Consider the following 24,380-nt stretch of genomic DNA (forward strand, 5'->3'; position numbering starts at 1 on the left):
ATTTGCACGCGGACACGGGAATGTGAAATGCGATGCAAGCGCGCCGACCTGTCGGAGATTGAAGCCTCAGGACTTGATCTTCGGCGCGCCCTTGCCCTGTGTCGGGGCGTCCGGATCGGACCATGACACACGCAGATTGAACTGGCACTGGCCGTCTTCGCGCGTGGCTTTGATGCGGACATTCATCAGCTCTGCGGTCTGGAGCACAAGCTCCTCCTCATCATCGCCCAATGTCATTTCGCCCTTTGACAAGCCTTTGGACAAGGCCGTCAGAAGCGTCTTGATGGTTTTGCGATCTTGCAGGGACTCATGGGAAAACCGTGCGTTCTGGCCGCTCATCTGGTGTCTTTCACGTTCGGTGTCTTTCAGGTTTGTAGGCGTTCAGGTCAAAAGGCGATCGGGCGCAAAGTGTTTGGCCCGCGGATAGTCGCAACTCAAACCGATCACATCTCCGGTGGGGAAAATCAACGTCGCCCCCGCCCCGATCCCGTCCAGCCCTTCAAGGCGGCGCGAGGCACGGTCGAGCGTGATGTCACCTTCCAGATGCAACAGTCCACGTTTCGTCAGGAGCCTTTGCCCGCAATGATTGTTCACATGCCCCTGCACCACCATGTGAAGGCCATTCTTATGGAGCAAGTCAACGCCATATTCGGTTAAGGCACAATCAGACGCCCGATATTTCGTGCGCACGAGGTTGGCGAGCGGGCCGAAATAGAAACCGAAACTGGCGCGATCCGCCTCTGCGCGAAAGCGGGCATTAACCGCCTCCGGCCCCTGTGCCACCAAAAGTTCGCACATCTCGTCGCACAGCCCCGCATGGACAAACAGCAAAGAGCCAACCCGCGACACCACGTCCATCGTCTCGTAAAACCACGCATAATGGCCGTCAGGGGTAAAGAATACCTCATGACATTTCAGCGTCGCCGCGAAAAGCTCGCGATAGCCGAGACCGGTTTTGGCGACATTCTTCTCGAATTGCTTCTGTTTGGCTTTCAGTTTTTTGATCTCTTTGGCGATGGCCTTGTCCGAGAGATGTCCGGCGGCGGCTTTCTCGAACTGGCTGGCCCAGTCTTTAGGCGGCAACAAACGTGCTTTGCACTTTTTCTCCGAGGGCAGATCGCACAGATCATCCGGCGTGACGAAACGCTCGAACACCTCTTTGAGAGCGGGCAGCAACTTGCGCCCCATCCGCACGAAGAGGTGATCTTTGAGCGGCGCGCGCTCACCGCGAATAGCATCAACCGCAAGTCGCATCCGCAGGTCATGGTTGCCCGCCAGTAGCGACAGGTCCACGCCGGTCGCCCGCAGCTTGTAAAGCGCATCAAGCAGGGCCAGATTGCTCGGCCCCTTGTCGAGGCAATCACCGCCCAGAACGATCTGCGCCTGCGCCCCGAAACGGGTCAGGCAGATCTCCTCACCCGCGCGCCGGATGACACCGGCCACGACCAGAGAACGCAGGAACCCTTCGGCATCGGCATGCGGATCGGAGATGAACACAATGGGACGGGACGGCCAGCGCCAGCCGCCATGCCGCCGCGCCTTGTCGAGACAGGTGGCAATCTGCGGGCGGGTCTCCGGCTCGGAACTGTGCAGCCACGGCTCGATGTCGCGCGGAACATCGTCCAGATCGGCAAACGTGTCGCATACAGGCGGCAAAAGCCGTCCTGCGGTCTCCGGAGAAAAGATCAACTGGTCCAAAATCACGCCCCAAATCTGCGGACCGGATCAGTCGAGCGCCTCCTCTTTGGGAGGTCGGACTTTCCATGCACCGGCCAAGTGCTGCCAGTTATCATGCCCACTGTAACAGAGAAGTAACGGTCGGGCGTGAAACATGGAAAGCTGTGCAATCTGTGCCCGTGTGAGCAGTCCGAGATGATGGCAGGCGTGACGGATCGAGGCCCCGTGACCGACGACAATGTTCAGCCGCCCCCTGCCCGCCTCGGCAATCTCCGTCAGGCAGGCAGCCACACGCGCCCCCGCCTCCATCAGGCTTTCAGCCCCCTCCAGAGGCAGGCGATAGTCGCTGTCGGATTTCCACCCCGCAGGTGGCGCGGGATAGCGCGGATCGGCCTGCATCACCGCGTCGATCTCCGCCACGGTAAGATTGGCCGCGCTTCCGAGCCCGCGTTCGGCCAGAGCGGAGGTTTCGGCCAGAGCGTCGATCTCATGACCAAGCCCCCGCAACCGTCCGGCTATGCGAGACGCAGTCTGCCACGCCCGCAGTTGCCGCGAACAGTGGATCATCGGTGCAAACTCAAGGCGTTGCGATTGCGCCATCTCCGCAAGGAGATCGCCACAGCTCTGCGCCTGCGCAATCCCAGTGTCCGTCAGACCAAAGGGTTGCCGCGCGGACGGGACATCTTTGCGCTGGTGATAGTCCCCGTGACGGATCACGGCGATATAGCTGCGTTCGGTCATTCAAAGAGAACCGGCAAAAAGCTGTTGCCCGATCCCCGCCAAGGCGTCGAAATCTATCCGGCCCGACACTTCGCAAACACGCACATCTTGGAGCGCATCCAGATAGGGTGCGGGATCGGGGGAGGCCCCGTTCGGTTCAAATCGACCATCGGGATGTTGGTAGAACGGTCCGGGACTTTTCATAATCGCCGACAAAAGATCAGGCCGCGCGGACAAATCCACCTCGGTCACCGCCACAGGCGTGTCGGCCTCATGGCTCCAGTTCAACACCCAGAAATCCGTCAGCGGCGCGGCATATTGCACGCGGTCCGGCCCGTAGACCTCCCCGATGAACAGATCGTGTTTTTCTTCGAGCGCCCACAGGTCCGCGACCGGCATGGCCTCAAGCTCGGCACGGCGTGCAGGCGCGATCATGTCTCGCAACCGCGGATTCCCCAGAATGGTGCCCGGATTGATGCGCGGATGTTTCGGGATACCAAGGGCGTGCGGCTCCGCACCCGCCGACACCAGAACTCTATCGTTCGAGACAAAGCGCATCCCCTCGATATCCATCATCCGCAGGATCGAGGTGGACTTCCCGCCGCCCGACAGTCCGGCAATCGCCAAGCCTCGCCCCAGCCCTGTCACGGCGGCGGCATGGCAAAGCTGCCATCCGTCGCGCTGGCAGATGTTGAGCACTTGGGTGTTGATGAAATTGATGACGGTGCTGACATTGTCCTGCAACGGACCGAAAGCGACAGCATGATCGGGTGATTGCAAAAAGGTGACGCCGCTGCGCACCTTGCGAACCAGACGGGCGCCTTCAAGATCAAACACCGCATCCTTGCGACCGGTTTTGCCACCTTCGCGCGCCCATTGGATCCAGTCCGGCTCCCAAGTCAGGCCTTGGTCCGACAGCAGATGCACGGTTTGATGCGCCAATTCCGGCGCAAGGGTTTCGACCAAGGCTTCCGCAAAATAGGCCATCAGCTCATCGCGCAAGCCCCCCGCGCACAGAACCGTGACCCCGACCGGACCGATGGCAATGTGAAACGGCATGGCCGCGTCAGTGGCGGAAAAATCCAGCCCGTCGAGAACAGTCTTCACCAAAGTCATCCCGAAACCTCCGCCACCACATGATCCGCCATCAGCGCCATCGCATCGACACCGCAGCCCTTGAGTGCGCCGCTATAGCCGCCAAAGGCCGACACTTCAAAGACAATAGGCCCCTCCGGCGTCAGGGCGATGTCCACAGTGGTGAATGTCAGCCCGAAAGGTGCCTGCGCCTTGTGCCCCAGTGCAATCAGATCAGGAGTCGGCTCATAGGGGGCATATTTGCCGCCGCTGTTGATCGTCGTGTTCCAGCTTCCGCTCTCGCCAATCCGGCGATAGGTGCAGACATAGGCCCCGTTCAGAAACACCATGCCTAGGTCCTGCCCCGACAGATCGGCCTTTTTCTGGATATACATCACGGGATTTTCCGCTTTGAAAGCTGCAATCCGCGCCTGTGCATCGGGAGCATCGTGATCCAGCACGAACATGCCGCGTGCTTTCGTGGAAAACAGCGGCTTGAACACGGCAGATCCGAAATCGCGAACGGCCTCGAAGGCGGCCAGTTCGTCCTCGGTGATGATGGTCGGCGGCATCGGTGCACCGGCATTGCGCAGTGTTACCGTGCAGGCCAAACGGTCCATCAGGCGCAGGATCGCTTCGGGACGGCTGAAGACCTTGACCCCTTGCGCCTCGGCGATCCGCAACATCTCAAGACGGTCCAGCGCATGCACGCTGTAGGTCTCCGCAATCTTCTTGACCACCAGCCCGTCCAGCGTCGCAAGATCCACGCCGTCAAAGAGCAGCCTCCCGCCAGCAAGGTCCAGCGTCACCTGCCCCATATCGATCACGAGCCGGAACCCTGTCCGCGCCTCCAGCGCATCGGCCAGCGCCTCTGTCGACCATTTCCCCGGTGTGCCAACGACACCAATTTTCACATCAACGGTCTCAGTCACAAAACAGCATCCTTATCGGCAGTTTGAACCGCGCTTCCTTGCCTTCGGGCACGGCCAGAGCGGTTTCGAGAATATAGCGGGCGCGCAGCATCATCCGCTTTGCATGGGCCTGATCGACAATAAACCGCGTCGAACTGGCAAATGACCGCGCCAGCCCCAGCGCCAGCCGGTATTCAAATGTCGGATCATTCATCCGTCGGGCGAATTTCGTCGCGGTCATATGCATATCAGCGGCCACCTTGGCAATCCGCGCGCGGGTTCGGGCATCAAGCACCTGTAGCCGGTAGTTCGACACCATAAAGACCGAAACATCCTGCGCATAGTCCATGTAGCGGGAACGATGCAGGTCGATGAGCCGGATTTTCTTTTGCACCGGATCATAGATGATATTGTCGAGATTGAAGTCACCGTGGATATAGACCGAAAACGGCGCGCTCAGGTGATCTTCGCGTTTGGCGGCCAGTGCCACCAGACTGTCGAAACTCGGGATCACCAGCCCCTGCACCCGTTTGGTGCCGCCGGAAAACTGCGGGTGAAGGCGATACACCTCCCCCATCCGCTTGGAGAGCTGGGTCATGGATTTCATCTCTGCGGGTTCATCCATACGGGTCTGACGCCAGATGTCGCGTATGGTCTTGTGCAAAGCCCCCTGCGCCGCCGCCAGTCGCGCCTCCGAGCCGCCAAGCACAATGTCCTCGAAGGTCTCGCCGTCCAGATGTTCGATCAGAAGCGCCGCACTGTCGCCGCGTTTCTCATAGGAGAGGATTTTCGGCGCTAGACCCGGATAGACCGAATTCCAGCTTTTGACCCCGACACGTTCCTCTTTCACCTTGCGCCGGTCCCCGTCCTTGAACACAGCATTGACGGTCTTCTCCTGCGCCCTGTCCGGCAGTTGCACAGACGAAATCGCGCTGCCGGAGCGGGTGTCGGCCAGCGGCGTCAGCGTGATCTCGTCCGCACCACGCACATCGGTGAGAATGCTGCGCAGGGTGAAATAGCGTTCGAACTGGATCGTCTGACCGATGTTAATCGACAGGATCGCCTCGGAAATCCCCTGCAAGGCCTCGCCCATCCGGCGCACCTCGTTGAGCGCCAAAAGCGCATGGGAGAGGTCTTCGGTGTGTTTCGTCTCGCGCATGTCACGCGTGTAACTGCGAAACATCTGGTCATAGAACAGGTCGATCTCGTCGCGGACCTGCCCGATCCCGACGGCAAGGCGGCTGTCTTTCGACGGCAGGGCCTCCTGCACGCGATCAATCGACTTGCGCACCTTGGCCAGAGGTTTGCGATAGGCCTCAGCCCGCAGCAGCGCGACATGGTTCATATCTTCGCTGTGCTGCACCGCCCGCCGCCCCAGACGCGCGATCAGGTCGAGATTGCGGGCAATCGTGTCGATGCCCTGAAGGTGCATCTGGCGGGTGGCGTTCTTGGGCGCGCGTAGAATCCCCGCCAGACAGGCCTTGCGCACACGGGCGGAGAGGTTCTGGGAATAGCCGCTTCTCTGCATCAGGTGCAGGGCGGTCTCCCTGTCCGGCGCATCGAAATAGCGTTGCAAGCGGGCGACTTGCCCGTCGGTCTCGACAAAGAGAAAGGACATATTCTCCGCAACGGCGTCAGGAAGTTTCACGGCGCAAAACTCCCCCATAGGCCTGCGCTTTGCTGTGACGGGAGCCTTTGCCCCCTGCGGCGGATTTCGGGGGCAAAACGGGAGCGGAGGCCGTCTTTGGGATGACAGGACGCCCCGTTGGCCTTATGGAGAATTCAATGATCATTCGAGCCTTATCCCTGACGAATGTGACAGTTCCACGACAGAACCCCACGGCTCCAGAGTAAAGCGGCAAAGCTATGACACGCATCAACATTCTGCGCGACGTTCCCATTCCCGACGATCTTCGCGTGCGGCGTGCTCTGAGCGCACCACATCTCGGGCCACGCATCCTGTTTTTCAGCGGCGGCAGCGCGCTCAATGCCATCTCGCGGCGGCTGAAAAGCTACAGCTACAACTCGATGCATCTGATTACACCGTTTGACAGTGGCGGCAGTTCGCAAGAGCTGCGCAAAGCCTTCGACATGCCTGCGGTCGGAGATCTGCGCAGTCGCCTGATGGCGCTGGCCGATGAAACCGATCTGGGCCAGCCCGACATCTACGCCCTGTTCAACCATCGTCTGGCCAAAGACGGCAGCTCCACCGCCCTGAAATCCGAGGTGGACGCCATTTGTGCCGGCAAGCATCCCTTGATCAAGGCGATCTCGCGCCCGATGCGCCGTCTGATCCAGACCTTTTTGCAAAACTTCGCAGCCCATGCGCCAAAGGAGTTTGACTATCGCAACGCAAGCATCGGCAATCTCATCATCGCCGGCGGCTATTTCGGACACGAACGCGAACTGGAGCCGGTGCTGTTTCTCATGTCCAAAATGGTTGACGTGCGCGGCACGGTGCGCGCGGTGATTGACGACAACCTCCAGCTTGGTGTCCGGCTTGAAGACGGGCGCAGCGTGCTTGGACAGCGCCAGATCAGCGGTAAGGAAGTCGCCCCGCTCGACAGCCGGATCACTGAAGCGTTCATCTATGATCCGAAGCGCCCGACCGCTGACGCCCCCCTGCCTGCGAGTGAAATTGCCCTGCCCAAACGCAACCGTAAACTGATCCGGCAGGCCGATGTGATCTGCTACCCGCCCGGCAGCCTCTATTCGAGCGTCATCGCCAATCTCATTCCCGCAGGTGTCGGTCAGGAAATCGCCGCCCGCAACGCCCCCAAGCTCTACCTACCGAGCCTTGGCCGTGATCCCGAAGCCTTGGGCCACAGCCTCGCCGATCAGGTCGCGGCCATTCTCAAACCTTTGCAAGCGGATTTGCACACCCCTGTGCCCGCTTCCCGCCTGATGTCGCATGTCTTGTGCGACCCAAGCATTGCGCAGGATGCCTGTGACGACGTCACCGCCCGCCATGGCATCCCCTGCGTACGGCTGCCTCTGGCGAGACAGGGAGAGCCGAAATACGATCCCGAACAGGTCTGTCGCGCGCTCGTCTCACTCGGCTGAGCCGCGCGCAACGGATTACTCACGCAACGCCGTCACTCAAGCCCGTAGGTGCGTTCCTCAATGTCGATGGCAGCGAATTCGGCATTGCAAGCCGTCAAAAACGCCGCTTCCGCGTCCGACTGGCGGCGGGCCGGATTGGTCACCAGATAGATATTTACCATCGGCAAGGCGTCATAGGGCGGCAACTGGCGGATATTGCCCGCAAGAACATCCTGTCGCGCGACATGAAGCGGCAAGGCTCCGATGCCCACATTGGACATGATCATTCGCCGGATTTCATTCAGACTCGATGAGACGCCCCGCCATGTATTGGCAAAGCCCGCACGCGCACGCAGATGGGCGATCACCTCCAAGGGGCCGCCCTCTGCCTCGGTATGAAAGGCCACGAAAGGCTCCCCTTTCAACGCATCGGGGTCGATCTCCTCCACCGCGAACAACGGATGCCTTGCGCCGCAAAACAGCCCGAAAAATTCGCGGTAAAGCACCATTGCCTTCAGGTTCTTGGGCATTTTCGACAAAAGACATATCCCGAAACTGGCACGGTTTTGCGAGATCATCGTCTCGACATCCTCGCTTTCCTGCACAGAAAACGAATAGGTGACATGGGGATGGGTCTGCGCGAACCGGTTGAGAAAATCGTCGAAATGCTCGGACATGACCGAACTGGTGATGGCAATCGACAAATGCCCGCGCAACTCCGCCTTATCCACGTCCAGAAGCGAGGGAAGTTGTGAAATCGAGCCGAAGATTTTCGCACATTCCGTATAAAGCGCCTGCCCCGGTCGGGTGATGGTGAATTCGTTGGGCTTGCGGATGATGAGCTGTTTGCCGGTGGTCTGCTCAAGCCGTTTGAGCGCGGCGGAGACCGTGGGCTGTTTGAGCCCCAGAAAATCCGCAGCCTTTGATATGCCGCGTTGCTCCACCACGACCATAAAGGTGCGCAGCAGGTTCCAGTCGAGATTCCAAGGAAAGCGTTGATGCTGCGGAAGACTCATCATTTTCATCTATATTGAACGTCACGAATATTTATTTGCACGATACCAAGAGTCGTGCAACTCTTTTCACAGACGGGAACACCCGCACCATAGATCGGGCAAAACCCCGACATGTAGTCCAACTGGAGAAAATATATGATCCTTCGCCGAACTATCCTGACATCCGCCATTGCTGCTGCCGGCTTTGCGGTTCTCGGAGTGAACGCTGTCGCCGCAGACGAGCTCGACACCCTAAAAGAAAAAGGCGTGATCCGCATCGCCATGTCCGGCGCCTACCCTCCGTTCAACTTCGTGAACGATGAAAACGAGGTTGTCGGCTTTGATCCGGCCATCGGAACCGAGATTGCCAAGCGCATCGGGCTTGAGGCGGAAATCGTCACCACCGCATGGGACGGAATCATCGGCGGGCTTCTGGCCAACAAATATGACGCCATCGTGGGCTCCATGACCATCACCGAAGAACGCGACGAAGTTGTTGATTTTGTCGGCCCCTACTATTCGGACAAACGCGCGATCTTCACCAAACCGGGTTCCGGCATCACAAGCCTTGAGGATCTCGAAGGCAAGAAAGTCGGCCTGACACTGGGCGAGACCCACGAAGACTGGGCGCGCGAAAAAGGCTATGACATCAAGACCTACAAGGGCCTGCCGGAACTGCTTCTGGAACTGGAAAACGGGCGCGTTGACGCCATCGTCAATGACTCGATTGCCGCCATTCTCGCGATGACCGAAAAAGGTCAGGAATTCGAGATGTTCGGTGATCCGACCACGGAACCTTTCGGCGCAGGCATTGCGATCCGCGAAGGCAATCCGGAACTGGCCGAAGCCATGCAAGCCGCGCTGCAATCCATGATGGATGACGGGACCTATCTCACCATTGCCGAGCAATGGATCGGTGCCGACATTCGCTGAACGCTCTTTCCCTCTCTGTCACCGGATGGAGAGGGAGACACGTCAGGCCTGATGGCCCATTGCGACATCTGCGCCCGTGTGCAGCGCGCAAACGCCATTCCGTCAGCCAACCGCCTTCCCACATCGCGCGACAACCAAGGGACGAAGCATGGACTTCGAACTGATGCAAAAGGTCTTTCCGTTCTTTCTTGAGGCGGCTTGGACCACAATTCTTCTGTCCGTTCTGACGGCCATTCTGGGCCTGACCTGCGGGACATTGGGGGCAGCCGCCCGCCTGTCCCGATTCCGGATACTCCGCTTTCTCGGCGCGGCCTATGTCAGCGTCTTTCGCGGCACGCCAGCGCTGATCCAGTTGTTCATCCTCTATTTCGGCGGCCCGCAGATCGGTATTCAGCTTGATGCGTTTCAGGCCGGTGTGATCGGGCTGGGCATCAATGCAGGCGCCTATATGACCGAAACCATCCGCGGGGCGATTATCGCGGTGGACAACGGTCAGCGTGAAGCCGCCCGCACGCTGGGGCTGAGCAACTGGCAGGCCACATACAAGGTGATCCTGCCACAAGCCGCGCGCCTGATGGTCCGCCCGCTCGGGGTCAACCTGAACATGCTGATCAAGGCCACAGCACTCGTCGCCGCGATTTCGGTGATCGAACTGACCTACACGGCACAGCGCTATATCGGCTCGACCTACAAGCCGTTTGAAATGTTCCTGCTCGCCGGCATTCTCTACATGATCATCCTCTACGCAACCGGCCGTGCCGTCGCGTGGGTTGATCGCAAAGTCCAGATCACCTGATCGGAAAAGGAAAGACAGATGGGCCTCGATTTTTCGATTATTCCCGACTACCTGGACATTATCCTGCTGGGCGTTGCATGGACGATTGGCATCACCCTTGCCGCCGCCGCACTGAGCTTTGCGGGCGGGATCGTCTTTGCGGTGATCGCACTTTATGCGCCGTGGATCATCCGACAGCCGTTCCGGCTGATCGAATTTGTCTTCATGGGCACGCCGCTGCTGTTGCAACTGTTCCTGATCTATTTCGGACTGGTGCAGATCGGCATCGATCTGCCGGCCTTTGTGGCAGGGATCATCGGGTTGGGGCTGCATTTCGCGGTCTATAATTCCGAACTGATCCAGACCTCGATCCTCGCTGTGGACCGCGGACAGATGGAAGCGGCGCGCACCCTTGGCCTGAGCCGCGGGCAAGCCCTGCGCAAGGTGGTCATTCCGCAAGCCGTGCGCGCCGTGGTGCCGCCCATCGGCAACAACATGATCGCCCTGCTCAAGGACAGCGCGCTGGTCTCCGTGATCGGGGTGAGCGAACTGACCCTCTCGGCCCAACGCGCCATTGGCAAAACCTATCGCCCGTTCGAATTCTACATTCTTGCTGCGGCCTTCTACTACGTCATCAACCTTTGCATGGAATGGGTGCAGCGCAAGATCGAACGCCGCATTTCCATTTCCCGCTGACCAAAGAGATCCTTCATGACCGAACAGACACATTTCGTTGAAATCCGGCACGCCCAGAAATCCTTTGGCTCTCTCGAAGTGCTCAAGGATATCAGCCTGACCGTGGAGCGCGGCCAGATCGTGGGGATCATCGGGTCTTCCGGTTCCGGCAAATCCACCCTGCTCAGGGCCATCAATGACCTTGATCCGCTCACGGGAGGCGAGGTCTGGCTGGATGGTGTGCAGGTGAACAAGACCCTGCCCCACCGGCAATATGAAAAGCATATCAATGCGATGCGCCAACAGGTTGGCATGGTGTTCCAGCATTTCAACCTGTTCCCGCATATGACCGCCCGCCAGAATGTCACCATGGCCCCGATGATGCTCAAGGGCCTGTCGCAAGAGGCCGCCGACAAGCTGGCCGAAGAGCAACTGGACAAGGTCGGGATGCTGGAGCGGATCGACTATTACCCCTCGCAACTCTCCGGTGGCCAGAAACAGCGTGTGGCGATTGCCCGTGCGCTGGCGATGGAGCCCAAGCTGATGCTCTTTGACGAGGCCACCTCCGCTCTCGATCCGGAACTGGTCGAAGAGGTGAACATGGTGATGAAAAAGCTCGCGGAGGAGCACATGACCATGATCATCGTCACTCATGAAATGGATTTCGCCGCCTCGGTCTGTGATCGTGTGCTGTTCATGGACAAGGGCGTGGTGGTCGAAGAAGGCCCGCCAGAGGTGCTGTTCAGAAATCCCAGCAAGGACCGGACCCGCGAATTCCTGCGCAAACATCTTGAAGGTGCAAAGTGAGCGACGATTCCTTTCTGTTCTACCAGTCCCGCAGCCCGCGCCCCTTTCTCGATCATGGCGAGGGCATCTACCTGTTCGACGAGAGCGGCAAACGCTATATCGACGGCTCGTCCGGCGCGATGGTGTCCAATATCGGCCATTCCAACCCGCGCGTTCTGGCCAAGATGAAGGCGCAGATGGACAAAGCCACCTTCGGCTACCGTTTGCACTTCCGCACTCGTCCCTCCGAAGAGCTTGCCGCGAAGACCGTGGCCATGACGCCGGAGGGGCTGGACCGTGTATTTTTCGTCTCGGGCGGCTCGGAAGCCGTGGAGAGCGCGACAAAACTGGCACGCCAATATGCGCTCACCCAAGGGCAGGCCTCCCGCTACAAGGTGATTTCCCGCTTTCCCTCCTATCACGGCTGCACCCTCGGGGCGCTTGCCCTGACCGGCTACGCGCCGCTGCGTGATCCATTCGCGCCGATGATGCAAGCCATGCCCAGCGTCGCCGCTCCTGCGACCTATCTGGACCGCGACAATCTCAGCGAGGACGAGCGCGGCCTGAAATATGCCGAGCTTTTGCGCGACCGGATCATCGAGGAAGGGCCGGACACGGTGCTGGCCTTTCTGATGGAACCGGTCGGCGGCGCATCCACCGGCGCACTGGTGGCTCCCGACAGCTACTATGGCCGTGTGCGCGAGATTTGCGACGAATTCGGTGTGCTGCTGATCTATGACGAGGTCATGACCGGTGCGGGGCGCACGGGGAAATTCCTCGCCGCCGAACATTGGGGCATCACGCCGGATATTGTCGCCCTGTCCAAAGGCTTCGGCGCGGGCTATGCGCCGCTCGGTGCGATCATCGCCGGTGCACATCTGGTTGATCCGGTTCTGGACGCGGGCGGTTTTCTGCACGGTTTCACCTATGCGGGCAATCCGATGGCCTGTTCTGCGGGGCTGGCCGTGCTTGAAGAGATCGAAGACCAAGGTCTCATCGACAATGCCGCGCGGATGGGCGAGGTTCTCATGGCGCAGTTGCAGACCCTGATGGACCGCTACCCCTTTATCGGGGATGTGCGGGGCAAAGGGCTTTTGACCGCGTTCGAATTTGTCGCGGACCGTGACACGATGGCCCCGTTGCCGCCGGAGATGGACGCCTATTCGCGGCTGGTGGAACTGGCTTATGAGCGCGGGCTGATCATCTATTCCCGCCGCACCCGTGGCGGAACAGCGGGCGACCACTTCCTGCTCGCCCCGCCGCTCATCATCACCGAAGCCCAGATCATCGAGATGATCGCCATTCTGCGCGATGCTCTGGATGCCTTTGCCGAGGAAACGGGCCTTCCTGTTGAGGCGCAAGCATGAAACTGCCGGACAAGACCACCACGATCAAAGCCGCCATTGCCCGCATCAAGGATGGTGACAGCGTGATGGTTGGCGGGTTCGGAGTGCCCGGCACGCCGATGACATTGATCCGCGCACTTGTGGATCATGGTGCACGCGATCTGACCCTCATCAAGAACGACGCCAACGAACCCGATATGGGGATCGACCATCTCTTGCAAAGCGGACAGGTCACACGGCTGATCACCACCCATCTTGGGCTGAATGCCCATGCCATTGCGCTGATGAATGCAGGCAAACTCGACGTCGAATTCAACGCACAGGGCATTCTGGCCGAACGTATCCGCGCGGGCGGGGCCGGACTTGGCGCCGTCTTGAGCGATATCGGCATAGGCACCGAACTGGCGCAGGGCAAACAGGTGGTGGACCTGGCCGGAAAGCCGCATCTCGTCGAGACCGCCCTGCGCGCCGATGTGGCCTTGATCCATGCAGAGCGCGCCGACACTTTCGGCAACCTCGCCTACACAGGCACCGCCCAGAACTTCAACCCGCTGATGGCGATGGCCGCCGATTGCGTGATTGTCGAGGTCGAAACCCTCTTGCCGACGGGCGCACTGGCCGCAGGCGAGGTGCAGACGGTCGGGGTGTTTGTCGATCATATTGCCGAACTGGAAACCCTTTCCGAGGAGTATGCCGTTGTCCAGCGCTAAAGACCGCATGATTGCCCGCGCCGCACGCGAGATCGCACCGGGAATGGTGGTCAACCTCGGGATCGGCCTGCCGACCAAAGTGGTGGACCATCTGCCCGCCGATTTTCCGGTATGTCTGCATACGGAGAACGGTTTGACCGGCATCGGCCCCTCCCTGCCCCCCGAACACGCGGATCGCAATCTGATTGATGCAGGCGGGGCCTATGTCTCCACCGTGCCCGGATCGGCCTTTTTCGACAGTGCCACGAGCTTTGCCATGGTGCGCTCGGGGCGGCTGGACCTGACCATGCTCGGAGCCTTCGAGGTTGCAGCCAATGGCGATCTGGCGAACTGGAAGATCCCCGGCAAGTTCAGCCCCGGCGTTGGTGGCGGGATCGAGCTTGCACAAAAGGCGCGGCGCGTCGTGGTGCTCAGCACGCATACAGATCGCGCGGGCAACCCCAAGCTCAAAGCCGAATGCGCCCTGCCCCTGACAGCACACCGCTGTGTCGCACGGGTCTTCACCGACATGGCCGTGATCGACATCACCCCGCAAGGCTTTGCCCTGCGCGAGATCGCTCAAGGCCGCACGATGCACGAGGTCGCACAGGCCACAGGCGCGCCGCTGATCCTGCCCGACGCCCCACCGCCCACATTCTGAGGTGACATATCATGACACAAGACCTGCCACATGACCTGCCCGCCCGCCTCTGTGACGCGGTAGACGCGGCCTTTGATCGCCAGATTGCCTTTCTGTCCGAACTCACCTCGCACCCGTCCACCCGTGGAAACGAGCAATCCGCGCAAAACTTCATGGCCGCAGAGCTGGAAGCCCGCGGCTACGAGATCGACCGCTGGCAAATTGATCTGGCAGATATCCAACACCTTCCCGGTTTTTCCCCCGTGCTTGGTCCCTATGAGGACGCGGTGAATGTCGTAGGGCAGCACCGTGCGCGCACGCAAAAGGGCCGCTCCCTGATCCTGAACGGTCATATCGACGTGGTGCCTGCGGGGCCTCTCGACATGTGGGACAGCCCGCCCTTCGCGCCGGAGGTCAAAGACGGCTGGCTCTACGGGCGCGGCGGCGGTGATATGAAGGCCGGACTGAGTTCCAACCTCTTTGCGCTGGATGCGCTTACATCACTGGGACTGGCCCCCGCCGCAGATGTGTTTTTCCAGTCCGTCGTCGAGGAAGAATGCACCGGCAACGGCGCGCTGGCCTGTCTGGCCCGCGGCTACACCGCCGATGCCGCATTGATCCCCGAACCGTTTTCCGAACATCTGGTGACCGCGCAACTGGGCGTGATCTGGTTTCAGGTGCATCTCAAGGGCCTGCCCACCCATGTCGCCTATGCAGGTAGTGGCGCCAATGCCATCGAGGCCGCCTTTCCCCTGATCCACGCCCTGCACGAGATGGAGCATCGCTGGAACGCGGCTGAAAACCGGCCCGACGACTTTGCCCATATGGACCATGCGCTGAACCTGAATATCGGCAAGATCGAAGGCGGCGACTGGACCAGTTCCGTGCCCGCGTGGAGTGTCTTTGACGTGCGCATGGCAATCTTTCCGGGCCAGTCGATCGAGGCGGCCAAGGCCGAGATCGAACAGGTCATTCTGGACGCCGCACACGAGAATGCCTTTTTGCGCAATTCCCTGCCGGAGATCGTCTATCACGGCTTTCACGCCGAAGGTTATGCCCTGTCTCAGGACAGTTCCGCCAAAGCCGCCTCGGCCATCTCCGCACTCGATCAGGCGCATCTGTCGGCCACCGGCGAGACGCTTGACCGCGCAGCCATCACCGCCACCACGGACGCACGTTTCTTCGGCCTCTATGCCGACACGCCCGCTCTGGTCTACGGTCCGCACGCCGAAGCGATCCACGGTTTCAACGAACGCGTCGATCTGGAAAGCCTGCGCCGCGTGACCAAAGCCACAGCCCTGTTCATCGCCGACTGGTGCGGTGTTGAAACAATCTAAGGAGGCCCCCGCCCATGCGCGACGCCGTTATCGTGTCCACCGCCCGCACACCGATTGGCAAAGCCTATCGTGGCGCGTTCAATTCTCTGGAAGCCCCCAGCCTCGCCGCCCCCGCAGTCATTGCCGCACTGGCCCGCGCCGGTCTGGACGGCGGCGAGGTCGAAGACGCGATTTTCGGCTCGGCCCTGACCCAAGGCAGCTCCGGCGTCAATGTCGCCCGCCACATCGCACAGGCCGCCGGACTGCCCGACAGCGTGGCCGGTGGCACAATCGACCGGCAATGCGCCTCCGGCCTGAACGCCATCGCAATCGCCAGCAATATGGTGCAATGCGACGGCGTAAACGTCGCTCTGGCGGGCGGGCTGGAAAGCATTTCCCTCGTCCAGAATACCCATTGGAACGCCCACCGATACCGCGACCCCAATGTGGCCGAAACCTATTACATGAGCATGCTCGACACGGCAGAGGTCGTGGCCGAGCGCTACGGGGTCACCCGCGCCGCGCAGGATGCCTATGCCCTGCAAAGCCAGCAACGCACAGCGCACGCGCAAGAGGCCGGTCTCTTTGCCGATGAAATCGTGCCGGTCACCGCGACCAAACTTGTGACCGACAAGGCCAGCAAGCAGACCCGCGAAGAGACCGTCACCCTGACACAGGACGAATGCAACCGCCCCGCCACAACCGCCGAAGGTCTGGCCGGTCTGCCCGCCGTGCGTGGCGAGGGAAAGACCGTCACCGCCGGAAATGCCAGCCAGCTTTCGGACGGGGCCGCCGCTCTTGTGGTGATGGAGGCACGCGAGGCGAAACAGCGCGGGTTGACGCCTCTGGGCGCTCTGCGCGGCTTTGCCGTGGCCGGTGTCGCCCCTGAGGAAATGGGCATCGGTCCGGTGGTGGCCATTCCGCGTCTGCTCGACCGTGCGGGTCTGTCGATCGCGGACATTGACCTTTGGGAAATCAACGAAGCCTTCGCCGCCCAGCTGCTCTACTGCCGCGACAGGCTTGGCATTCCCGACGACCATCTGAACATGAACGGCGGCGCCATTTCCATCGGCCACCCCTACGGCATGTCAGGGGCGCGGATGGCAGGTCACATCCTCTTGGAAGGCCACAGACGCGGCGCGAAATGGGGCGTGGTCTCCATGTGTGTCGGTGGTGGCCAAGGGGCCGCCGGCCTGTTCGAGATATTCTGAGGAGCCTCACATGAACGCACTTTCTCCGGACCGGATTGCAGAGCTGACCACCCTGCGTCATGACTTGCACCGCCATCCCGAAATCTCCGGCGAAGAACGCGCCACGGCAGAGCGGATCGCCCGACATCTGACCGCGCTGGGTGCGGACCGTCTCTGGCGTGACCTCGGCGGACATGGTGTTGCCGCCGAATTCACCGGCGCGGGCGATGGTCCGACCGTCCTGCTGCGCTGCGAATTGGACGGTTTGCCCATCCGCGAAATCTCGGACCTGCCCTACAAGTCGGAAGTTGCGGGCAAGGGACATCTGTGCGGCCATGACGGGCATATGGTCTCCCTCTTGGGCGTGGCACAGGCACTCAAAGCCCAACGTCCGCCACGAGGCCGCGTGATCCTGCTCTTCCAGCCCGCCGAGGAGACCGGCGCAGGGGCAAAAGCCGTGATAGACGATCCGCGCTGGCCCGAAATCCGGCCCGACTATGCCTTTGCCTATCACAATGTCCCAGGCCGTCCCTTGGGCGAGGTCGGGCTGCGCTCTGGGCCGGGCAACTGCGCCTCGCGCGGGATGCAGATCTTGCTGGAGGGCAAAAGCTCCCATGCCGCAGCCCCCGAAGACGGTTTGTCTCCCGCAAACGCGATGGCAGAGCTTATGCGCGCCCTGCCCGACCTCGCTCATGGCCGTATCGGAGAGCCGGATTTTGCCCTCAGCACCCTGACCCATGCCAAGCTCGGCGCACCGACATTCGGCATTTCACCGGCGGATGGCGAATTGCGCGTCACCTTGCGCACCATGACCAACATGCGGATGGATGCGCTGATGGAGGAGGCTCTGGCACTGGTCAGATCACATGCGGGAGCGCTTCGCGTGGACATCCACTGGCATGATGTCTTCCGTGCTGTCATCAATGATCCAGACGCCACCGCAATTGCACGCCAAGTGGCCGAAAACTTGGGGCTGTCCTGCCGCGACATGCCCCTGCCCATGCGATGGTCCGAGGATTTCGGCCGGTTCGGAGATGACGGGGCCAAGGCCACTCTGCTCTATATCGGCTCGGGCGAAGATCACCCGCAATTGCATAATCCGGATTACGACTTTCCGGACGCGCTGCTGCCCGGTGTGATCGACCTGTTGATCGGGATCGTACAAGAGATACTGGGCCCGACACCCGCATGACCGCGCCTGATCCCTGCCCTTCCTCATGGTGCACCATCCATCTGGACCGGATTGCCAGCAACCTCGCGCTGGCCTTGGACCTCGTCCCTGAAGGGCGGCGGTTTTGCGCGGTTCTCAAGGCCGATGCCTACGGGCACGGGATCGCGCAGGTCGTGCCTGTCGTTCAGGAACAGGGCGTGACCTGCATCGGCATCACCTCCAACGCCGAAGCCCACGCCGTTCGCAAGGCTGGGTTTGACGGCGATCTGATCCGCCTGCGCGCCGCGACACCGCAAGAGATCGAAGCTGCACTGCCGGACCGCGTGCAGGAATATGTCTCCTCTCCCGCCATCGCCCGCGAATTGCACAAACATATCACAAGCGGACGGCTCGGGACCAACCTGCATCTGGCCCTGAACGCTGGCGGCATGTCGCGCGATGGTCTGGAGATTGCGACTGCGGCGGGGCGAGACGACTGCCGTGCCATTCTGGACCTTCTGGGCGAGCGGATCGGCGGAATATCCTCGCATTTCCCGTCAAACCTCCCGCAGGACTTGCGCGATAGCAATGATCTCTTTCAGAAACATGTGGATTGGGTCTTTGACAACAGCCACTTGCAGCGCGACACGGTCTGCGTCCATGCGGGCAGTTCCCTGACGCTGATTTCGGACACGAAAATCGACACGGATATGTATCGCTGCGGTGCCATTCTTTACGGGATTTTGAAGCCGGAACTGGGGTTTCGCCCGACGTTGGACCTTGAAGCCCGCGTGGTCAGTCTTCAGGACTATCCCGAGGGCAGCAGCATCGGCTACGACCGCGCCGCGCACCTGTCCGGAGATCGCCGTTTGGCTTGTATTTCAATCGGTTATGAGAACGGGTTCAGACGTTTGGTACAAGAGGACTGCGTCGTTTCGATCCGCAACAAACCGGTTCCCGTGCTCGGAAAAGTGTCGATGAATGCCATTGTCGCCGATGTGACTGCGGTCGATGGCGTCAGCCTAGGCGATACGGTAAGCATCTTCGGCGGCGCGGGTGGAGATCCGGTCACGCAGCAACGGGTTGAGCAGCAATTCGGCACTATTCTGGCCGATCTTTACACCGACTGGGGCCAGCGCAACCCGCGCTTTTACCGGCGATAGCTTTGCCATGGTTCGACGATTGAAACGGCAAGCCCACAGCACAACCTCAAGAAGATTTTTTCCTCCAAATTGACTCTTGAAGCTGATCCGTTAACCTTTCTTAAAGCCTTTTATGATGAACTTGAGCCATGAGCCCTGCGTAAACGGCATACAAGGGGCTGAAACATAAAAACGGCACAATTCACACGTCAACAAGGTTGGTATTTTAAGAAACCGGATAAGCTCAGGATTTTCAAAGACATGCGAATGATATTTACAGCGCCTTTACGCACACACGGCCCTCGAACCTAACGCGGACGAGTCATGTGAGACGGTCAGGCACAGACGAACAAAGCCAGAGATCAAACGACGCAGCGCCCCAAGTCATACGCGCTATAATCGGGTGTATCGCGACCCTGTTGTTGCTCCAGAGCCTTGCGTTTTTTCCGCAATTTCCGGCACCTCCGGAGTTTCTGGGCCATGTGCATCCTCTTGTTCTGATCACTATTACCGCGCTCACACTTGATCTGAGCCACCAACTCTACAGCCTGCAGCACGGCAAACGGCGCAGAGCCTCATACCTCGCCTTCGGAACGCCCGTTGCCCTGACGCTCATCCTGCTTCAAATGGCCAATGCGAAGGGCGACTTTACAGGTTGGAACTTCACTTTCATCGATGCCAGAGAGCGGCACATGCCCCTCGGGATCGCCGCGCTGACCTGTTTTTTCATCCTGTCTCTGATCCCTCTTGTCGGCCCACAGCGTCATGTCGGGAAATGGGTTTCCCTTACCTCCCTCGCGACAGTCACCGGCATTGCGCTCTCCAAACTCTCCCACGCGCTTTTCTCGCCCGGTGTTCCCACCCCCTTTCTCGCGGCGTTCTCGACCAGCGAGGCCCTCCTGTTTCTCGGCCTCGCGGCCCTGTCCATGCCCCTCACCTCCGCCAGACGACTTGTGGACAGGCGCGACACACCTGTCGTCAACCGCACCCTGTGGATCGGGCTTTCGACCTGCGCGATATATCTGCTTTCCAGCCCGCTCCTGCACGGCTGGACAAGGGCCGATATGTTCCTGTTCATCTTGGCGGGCGTGACAATGACCTTTGTGGCAGAACGGTATTTGCGCCCGCTGGAAAGCCCCTCTGGGCAGACATCGCAGTCGGTCCTCCCTACGGCCCCGACCCTCACGAGCGTCCCGACACAAGACCCTCGGAAATTACAGGAAGCACCCACCTCCGACACCACGGCGATCCCGAAACACGCCTATATTTTGCGCCTCCATCATTGGGCGAGTTTTCACGCAAACCTCTTTCAACGCTGCCTTCTCGCCTCGGCCGTCCTCGCCTGCGTGACGCTTCTTTCACAGGCCTTGTTCTCATGGATATCGCCCGACCTTCCCGCAATCTGGCCTGCAACGGCAACCTTGGCCTATTTCCTCACCCTACATCGCCCGCATGACCGCCTCGTCATGCTGGCCGCAGGCATTGTCACCCTCTGCGTCGCACACCTTCTGATGGGTTCCCCGTTGGGTCCGGCCCTGTTTTTCTCGATCAGCAATGGCATTTGCGCACTCGTCATCGCAAAAACCGCCATTCTAACCCTCAAGATCAGACGAAGTGGCCGGCACATCATACATATGAGTTCCCGCCCGCAGGACATCAGCATCTCCTTGCTGGTGAGCCTGTGTATCTGCTCTCTTTTCACCTATGCGGACTATACTCTCATCACCGCGCTGGCCCCGCCGCCAGACCTGCCGCCCTTCAAACACCTGTGGCTCGCCCACAGCGCCGGTTTCAGCCTCGCGGTCCCGTTGATCCTCGGCTTGATCTGGCGTCTGCATTTCGAACCAGCGGTCACTGAGGTCCAACAAACACCGCTTTGGCCCGTGGTCATTCTACTTGCCGTGCTGGCGTTTGCGCTCGTCCAATATCCGATAGACCTCCATGATCATGCGCCCACCCCTGCCCTTATCATGGGGCTGGGTATTCTCTTGTTGCCGCTTATGCTGCCGACACCCGCCGCTACGGGAACCGCCAGTCTGCTGACCTCCACCGCGGTCCTGCTCGGCACCGCCTCGGAAAGCGTCGCCTTTCATGTCGATATCCTGCTCCTCGTCAGCCTTGCCTCCATCCTGATTTCCATTATCGGCGCATATAAATTCCAACGCAGCCGTGCCCGATTGTTGTATCGGGAAATACTGGAAGACGGGCCGGCGATGACCGTCACCATGGATGACCGGTTTCGCATCACCAGCGCGTCCCACCGCTTTTGCGAATATGTCTGCATGTCCCGCGACACTCTCATCGGCTTGACACCCTACGAAGCGGGATTTCTCCGAATACCCGATACCGCTTTACGCAATATGCAGGACTTTATCCGCAAAACGCCGGATCGTGATTTCACCCTCGAAATCGACATCCGGAGACCCGATGGTCAGTTGCGCAAAGCCCTTGCCGCAATCCACAAGTCCAGCACCGTCGGAACGCAATTTCACTATCTCGCGCAAATCACGGATACGACTGCACTTCACCGCAACAGCCGCCTCTACAAACTGACCTTAGAGGAAGGCCCTGCGCTTTTGTTGGTGCAAGATGCCAAACGCATCACGCTTGATGTCGCACCGGCCCTGTGCAGACTGCTCGAATTTTCCCGCACGGAGTTGATCGGGAAAGATGCCATCGAACTGACCACTTCAGAGACCCGACAATTCGTCGAAAATGCCAGAACCCAAGGCGATTCCGTGGCGCAGCCTTCTGATAAAGTGCTCGAAGTCAGAACAAAGAACGGCACCATCCTCAAGGTGAAAGCCGAATGCCGGATCATCGACCCGCTGGCGCAAGGGAGCGAGCCGAAATATGTTGTTCTCTTCACCGATGTCACCGAGCTCGAAGCCCACCGCAGCCTGACCGAGACCCTGCTTAACCGCAACGCCGCCATTGTCCTGTCTCAAGACCGCAACTGGCGCATTCAATCCGCCTCCGACGCATGGTGTTCGCATTTCGGTTACAGTCGCGAGGAAACCATCGGGCGAGACCTGAACGACTTCATGCCCGAAGATGACCGCGCCACATCCACGACCTTCCGCACTCAAGTCCTCTCCAAGGTCCAAGACAGCAAACCCCGCAACAACACCCTGACCTTGCTCACAAAAACCGGAGAAAAGCGGATCGTCGAGCTGCGCAGCGTGATCGAACAGCAAGACGGGAGGTGGCTCAACATCGTCATGCTCATCGACATCACCGACATCTCGCTGGCGCGGCAGAAACTCGAACATCTGGTGGCCCATGACGACCTGACCGGCCTCTTGTCGCGGCGTGGTTTCAATACATTTTATGCCGATGGCCAGCGCCCCTGCAATTTCGACCTCTTCATGATCGATGTGGATCATTTCAAAAGTGTCAATGACGCCTACGGGCATGAAACCGGCGATGACCTTCTCCGTCTCATTGCACAGGTTCTGGAGGTCAAAACACAACCACTGGGATGCGCCAGCCGCATTGGTGGGGAGGAATTTGCCGTTATACGCCCCGCAACGGGCCACTCCCCCGACCGCGCCTTTGCAGAAGAGCTTATGAAAGCGATCTCGACGGCCACGCTACAGACCGCCTCGGGCCCGATCACCCGCACGGTCTCCATCGGCGTGACGCGTCTGAACCGGACAGACCGTCTCGAAGAGGCCATCAAATGGTCGGACTGGGCCCTGCGCGACGCCAAAGAGGACGGTCGCAACAGGGTCGTCGTTGCCGATGAGGCCTTCACCGAAAAACTGCGCGACATTGGCAAACTCACGAACCATCAGGACATTATCGAGGCGCTGAAAAAGGATGAGATCAAAAAATATGTTCAACCCATTTTCGATTCATCCAGTTCGGAAATTGTCGGATTTGAAGCTCTGATGCGATGGGAGCGGGCGGATGGCACACTCGTCGTCCCCCGCCAATTCATGCCGCAACTGCGCCATGTGCTTTTGCATGAAAACTACGCGGACGTGCCCAGACATATGCGCAACGCGCTTCTGTCCGGCCTGACCGCCTGTCCCGGCGCGTTCATCAGCTTCAACACGCGGCTGGAATCACTGGCGTTTCGCGGCGCAGCTCAGACCATCATGAAAAGTTTCGGTGATTTCAGCACCCACCGGCACAATATCGTCATTGAACTCTGCGAGGATACCATCACCGACCGGGTCGACATGGATCAGGTCATCATGGAAATCGCCATCCTGCGCAGTCATGGCATCCGCATTGCTCTGGATGATTTCGGGAAAGAGGCCTCCAACCTGAACCGCCTTACCCATCTGCCTATTGATATCGTCAAAATTGACAAGTCCCTGATCGACCGGATCGTCACCGACCGCCGCTCGCGCGAGGCACTGCGCTCGATCATCCAACTGGCTGACGCTCTGGATTTTGAAATCATTGCAGAAGGTGTGGAAACCCATGCGCAACGCAACATCCTGCTCAGCATGGGGCTGCACCTGCATCAGGGCTTCCTCTACGCCCGTCCGATGTCTGTCTCCCAAGCCAATAGCCTCTATGCCATCAAAGAGGCACCCGCCCTGCAAGCAGCGGACCCTTAAAAAATTCGTAAGAACGCAGACAGGCTGGCGGAGCGGGAAACACTCATCATGACAATGACTTACACGACCTCATGATACGAAAAAGGGCGCCCTTAGGCGCCCGGAAATTCGGTGGTGGGTGATAAGAGATTTGAACTCCTGACATCTTCGATGTGAACGAAGCGCTCTACCACTGAGCTAATCACCCGCCGTGGCGCGGTATTTAGCGGCTGCCCCACCCTGATGCAAGAGGTTTTTGCGAGAAAATTCCGCTTTCAGAGCGGCAATCTCACGCCTCGTCCACAGCCGTGTCATCCGCAGTCGAAGCCGGTGGTGTCACCTCGCCCAGCATGGCTTTGGGACGACGCAGTTTGGCAATGATGATATGCGCGCCGGAGCCCTCGCGGATACGGTTGACGCTCATCTTGCCCAAGGGCGGCAGGTTCAACTCATCCTCGCGCTGCAGCGCATCGCCGAGTTCCTTGAGCATCGCCTCGATGACTTTTTTCGCCTCGGAGCGTTTCACGCCGGAGGCCTCGGTCACCTTTTCGATCAGGTCTTTTTTCTTCACAACCGTCACCAGACTCGCTTCGGGCGCTTCAACCGGAGCCGGATCGGCAATGGCCGAAACCGTGGTTTTCGGGGCGGGGGCGGGTTTCTCGTTATCTGTCACAGGTGCGGTCCTTGCTGTCTCGGTGGTCGCGCTTGCGCTTTTTCGACCGGTTTTGGAAGATGTCGCTGTCTTTTTCGATGCGGGTTTCCGCTT

21 protein-coding genes and 1 tRNA gene are annotated in these 24,380 nt (G+C 59.8%); 13 read left to right on the forward strand and 9 right to left on the reverse strand.

What is annotated here, in order from left to right:
- Nucleotides 1-66: 66 nt before the first annotated feature.
- The 6 genes from KO492_RS13030 to KO492_RS13055 are packed head-to-tail and all read right to left on the reverse strand — an operon-like array spanning nt 67 to nt 6,030.
- Nucleotides 67-339, reverse strand: a complete 273-nt coding sequence (locus KO492_RS13030; RefSeq protein ID WP_216045358.1) for an amphi-Trp domain-containing protein — start codon at nt 337-339, stop codon at nt 67-69.
- Between the two features lie 42 nt (nt 340-381).
- Nucleotides 382-1,698: a metallophosphoesterase gene (locus KO492_RS13035; protein ID WP_216045359.1), complete on the reverse strand. Its 1,317-nt coding sequence runs from the start codon at nt 1,696-1,698 to the stop codon at nt 382-384.
- A 27-nt stretch (nt 1,699-1,725) separates the two neighbouring features.
- On the reverse strand, nt 1,726-2,418 hold the full coding sequence (locus KO492_RS13040) for a histidine phosphatase family protein (RefSeq protein ID WP_216045360.1): 693 nt from the start codon (nt 2,416-2,418) through the stop codon (nt 1,726-1,728).
- Nucleotides 2,419-3,513, reverse strand: coding sequence for an HprK-related kinase B (locus tag KO492_RS13045; RefSeq protein ID WP_216045361.1), 1,095 nt, complete (start codon nt 3,511-3,513; stop codon nt 2,419-2,421).
- A complete protein-coding gene (locus tag KO492_RS13050) occupies nt 3,510-4,403 on the reverse strand; it encodes a GAK system ATP-grasp enzyme (RefSeq protein ID WP_216045362.1) in 894 nt (297 codons plus the stop codon). Before KO492_RS13050 ends, KO492_RS13045 begins: the two co-directional genes overlap by 4 nt.
- A complete protein-coding gene (locus KO492_RS13055) occupies nt 4,396-6,030 on the reverse strand; it encodes a phosphotransferase (protein WP_216045363.1) in 1,635 nt (544 codons plus the stop codon). The genes KO492_RS13050 and KO492_RS13055 overlap by 8 nt, the downstream gene beginning before the upstream one ends.
- A 218-nt stretch (nt 6,031-6,248) precedes the next feature.
- Between KO492_RS13055 and KO492_RS13060 the strand changes: the two genes are divergently transcribed.
- Nucleotides 6,249-7,445, forward strand: coding sequence for a GAK system CofD-like protein (locus KO492_RS13060; RefSeq protein WP_216045364.1), 1,197 nt, complete (start codon nt 6,249-6,251; stop codon nt 7,443-7,445).
- A gap of 32 nt (nt 7,446-7,477) precedes the next feature.
- Here the strand turns inward: KO492_RS13060 and KO492_RS13065 are convergent, their stop codons facing one another.
- Nucleotides 7,478-8,440 carry a LysR family transcriptional regulator gene (locus KO492_RS13065; RefSeq protein WP_216045365.1) on the reverse strand — a complete coding sequence of 321 codons (963 nt, stop codon included), beginning with the start codon at nt 8,438-8,440 and terminating at the stop codon, nt 7,478-7,480.
- Between the two features lie 135 nt (nt 8,441-8,575).
- Between KO492_RS13065 and KO492_RS13070 the strand changes: the two genes are divergently transcribed.
- From KO492_RS13070 to KO492_RS13125, 12 genes are all read left to right on the forward strand, one after another.
- On the forward strand, nt 8,576-9,352 hold the full coding sequence (locus tag KO492_RS13070; RefSeq protein ID WP_066607974.1) for a transporter substrate-binding domain-containing protein: 777 nt from the start codon (nt 8,576-8,578) through the stop codon (nt 9,350-9,352).
- A 148-nt stretch (nt 9,353-9,500) separates the two neighbouring features.
- Nucleotides 9,501-10,148, forward strand: a complete 648-nt coding sequence (locus KO492_RS13075) for an amino acid ABC transporter permease (protein WP_216045366.1) — start codon at nt 9,501-9,503, stop codon at nt 10,146-10,148.
- 18 nt (nt 10,149-10,166) lie between these two features.
- Nucleotides 10,167-10,823 (forward strand): amino acid ABC transporter permease, encoded by a 657-nt coding sequence (locus KO492_RS13080; RefSeq protein ID WP_216045367.1) that lies wholly within the window; start codon nt 10,167-10,169, stop codon nt 10,821-10,823.
- Between the two features lie 15 nt (nt 10,824-10,838).
- Nucleotides 10,839-11,609, forward strand: coding sequence for an amino acid ABC transporter ATP-binding protein (locus KO492_RS13085; RefSeq protein WP_216045368.1), 771 nt, complete (start codon nt 10,839-10,841; stop codon nt 11,607-11,609).
- Nucleotides 11,606-12,955, forward strand: a complete 1,350-nt coding sequence (locus KO492_RS13090) for an aminotransferase family protein (protein ID WP_216045369.1) — start codon at nt 11,606-11,608, stop codon at nt 12,953-12,955. Before KO492_RS13085 ends, KO492_RS13090 begins: the two co-directional genes overlap by 4 nt.
- Nucleotides 12,952-13,644 (forward strand): CoA transferase subunit A, encoded by a 693-nt coding sequence (locus tag KO492_RS13095; RefSeq protein ID WP_216045370.1) that lies wholly within the window; start codon nt 12,952-12,954, stop codon nt 13,642-13,644. The genes KO492_RS13090 and KO492_RS13095 overlap by 4 nt, the downstream gene beginning before the upstream one ends.
- Nucleotides 13,631-14,284 (forward strand): 3-oxoacid CoA-transferase subunit B, encoded by a 654-nt coding sequence (locus KO492_RS13100; RefSeq protein ID WP_252735521.1) that lies wholly within the window; start codon nt 13,631-13,633, stop codon nt 14,282-14,284. Before KO492_RS13095 ends, KO492_RS13100 begins: the two co-directional genes overlap by 14 nt.
- A gap of 11 nt (nt 14,285-14,295) precedes the next feature.
- Nucleotides 14,296-15,600 carry an ArgE/DapE family deacylase gene (locus KO492_RS13105; RefSeq protein ID WP_216045372.1) on the forward strand — a complete coding sequence of 435 codons (1,305 nt, stop codon included), beginning with the start codon at nt 14,296-14,298 and terminating at the stop codon, nt 15,598-15,600.
- A gap of 14 nt (nt 15,601-15,614) precedes the next feature.
- On the forward strand, nt 15,615-16,790 hold the full coding sequence (locus KO492_RS13110) for an acetyl-CoA C-acyltransferase (protein ID WP_216045373.1): 1,176 nt from the start codon (nt 15,615-15,617) through the stop codon (nt 16,788-16,790).
- Nucleotides 16,791-16,800: 10 nt separating this feature from the next.
- Nucleotides 16,801-17,961 carry an amidohydrolase gene (locus KO492_RS13115; protein WP_216045374.1) on the forward strand — a complete coding sequence of 387 codons (1,161 nt, stop codon included), beginning with the start codon at nt 16,801-16,803 and terminating at the stop codon, nt 17,959-17,961.
- Nucleotides 17,958-19,082, forward strand: a complete 1,125-nt coding sequence (locus KO492_RS13120) for an alanine racemase (RefSeq protein ID WP_216045375.1) — start codon at nt 17,958-17,960, stop codon at nt 19,080-19,082. The genes KO492_RS13115 and KO492_RS13120 overlap by 4 nt, the downstream gene beginning before the upstream one ends.
- A gap of 401 nt (nt 19,083-19,483) precedes the next feature.
- Nucleotides 19,484-23,635, forward strand: coding sequence for an EAL domain-containing protein (locus KO492_RS13125; protein ID WP_216045376.1), 4,152 nt, complete (start codon nt 19,484-19,486; stop codon nt 23,633-23,635).
- A 112-nt stretch (nt 23,636-23,747) separates the two neighbouring features.
- Here the strand turns inward: KO492_RS13125 and KO492_RS13130 are convergent.
- Nucleotides 23,748-23,822: transfer RNA gene (locus KO492_RS13130), tRNA-Val, on the reverse strand.
- A gap of 81 nt (nt 23,823-23,903) precedes the next feature.
- Nucleotides 23,904-24,287, reverse strand: a complete 384-nt coding sequence (locus tag KO492_RS18700) for an HU family DNA-binding protein (RefSeq protein WP_303578293.1) — start codon at nt 24,285-24,287, stop codon at nt 23,904-23,906.
- Between the last annotated feature and the right edge of the window lie 93 nt (nt 24,288-24,380).

It is taken from the genome of Celeribacter halophilus (genome assembly GCF_018860305.1).
In the GTDB taxonomy this organism is placed as follows: Bacteria; Pseudomonadota; Alphaproteobacteria; order Rhodobacterales; family Rhodobacteraceae; genus Celeribacter; species Celeribacter halophilus_A.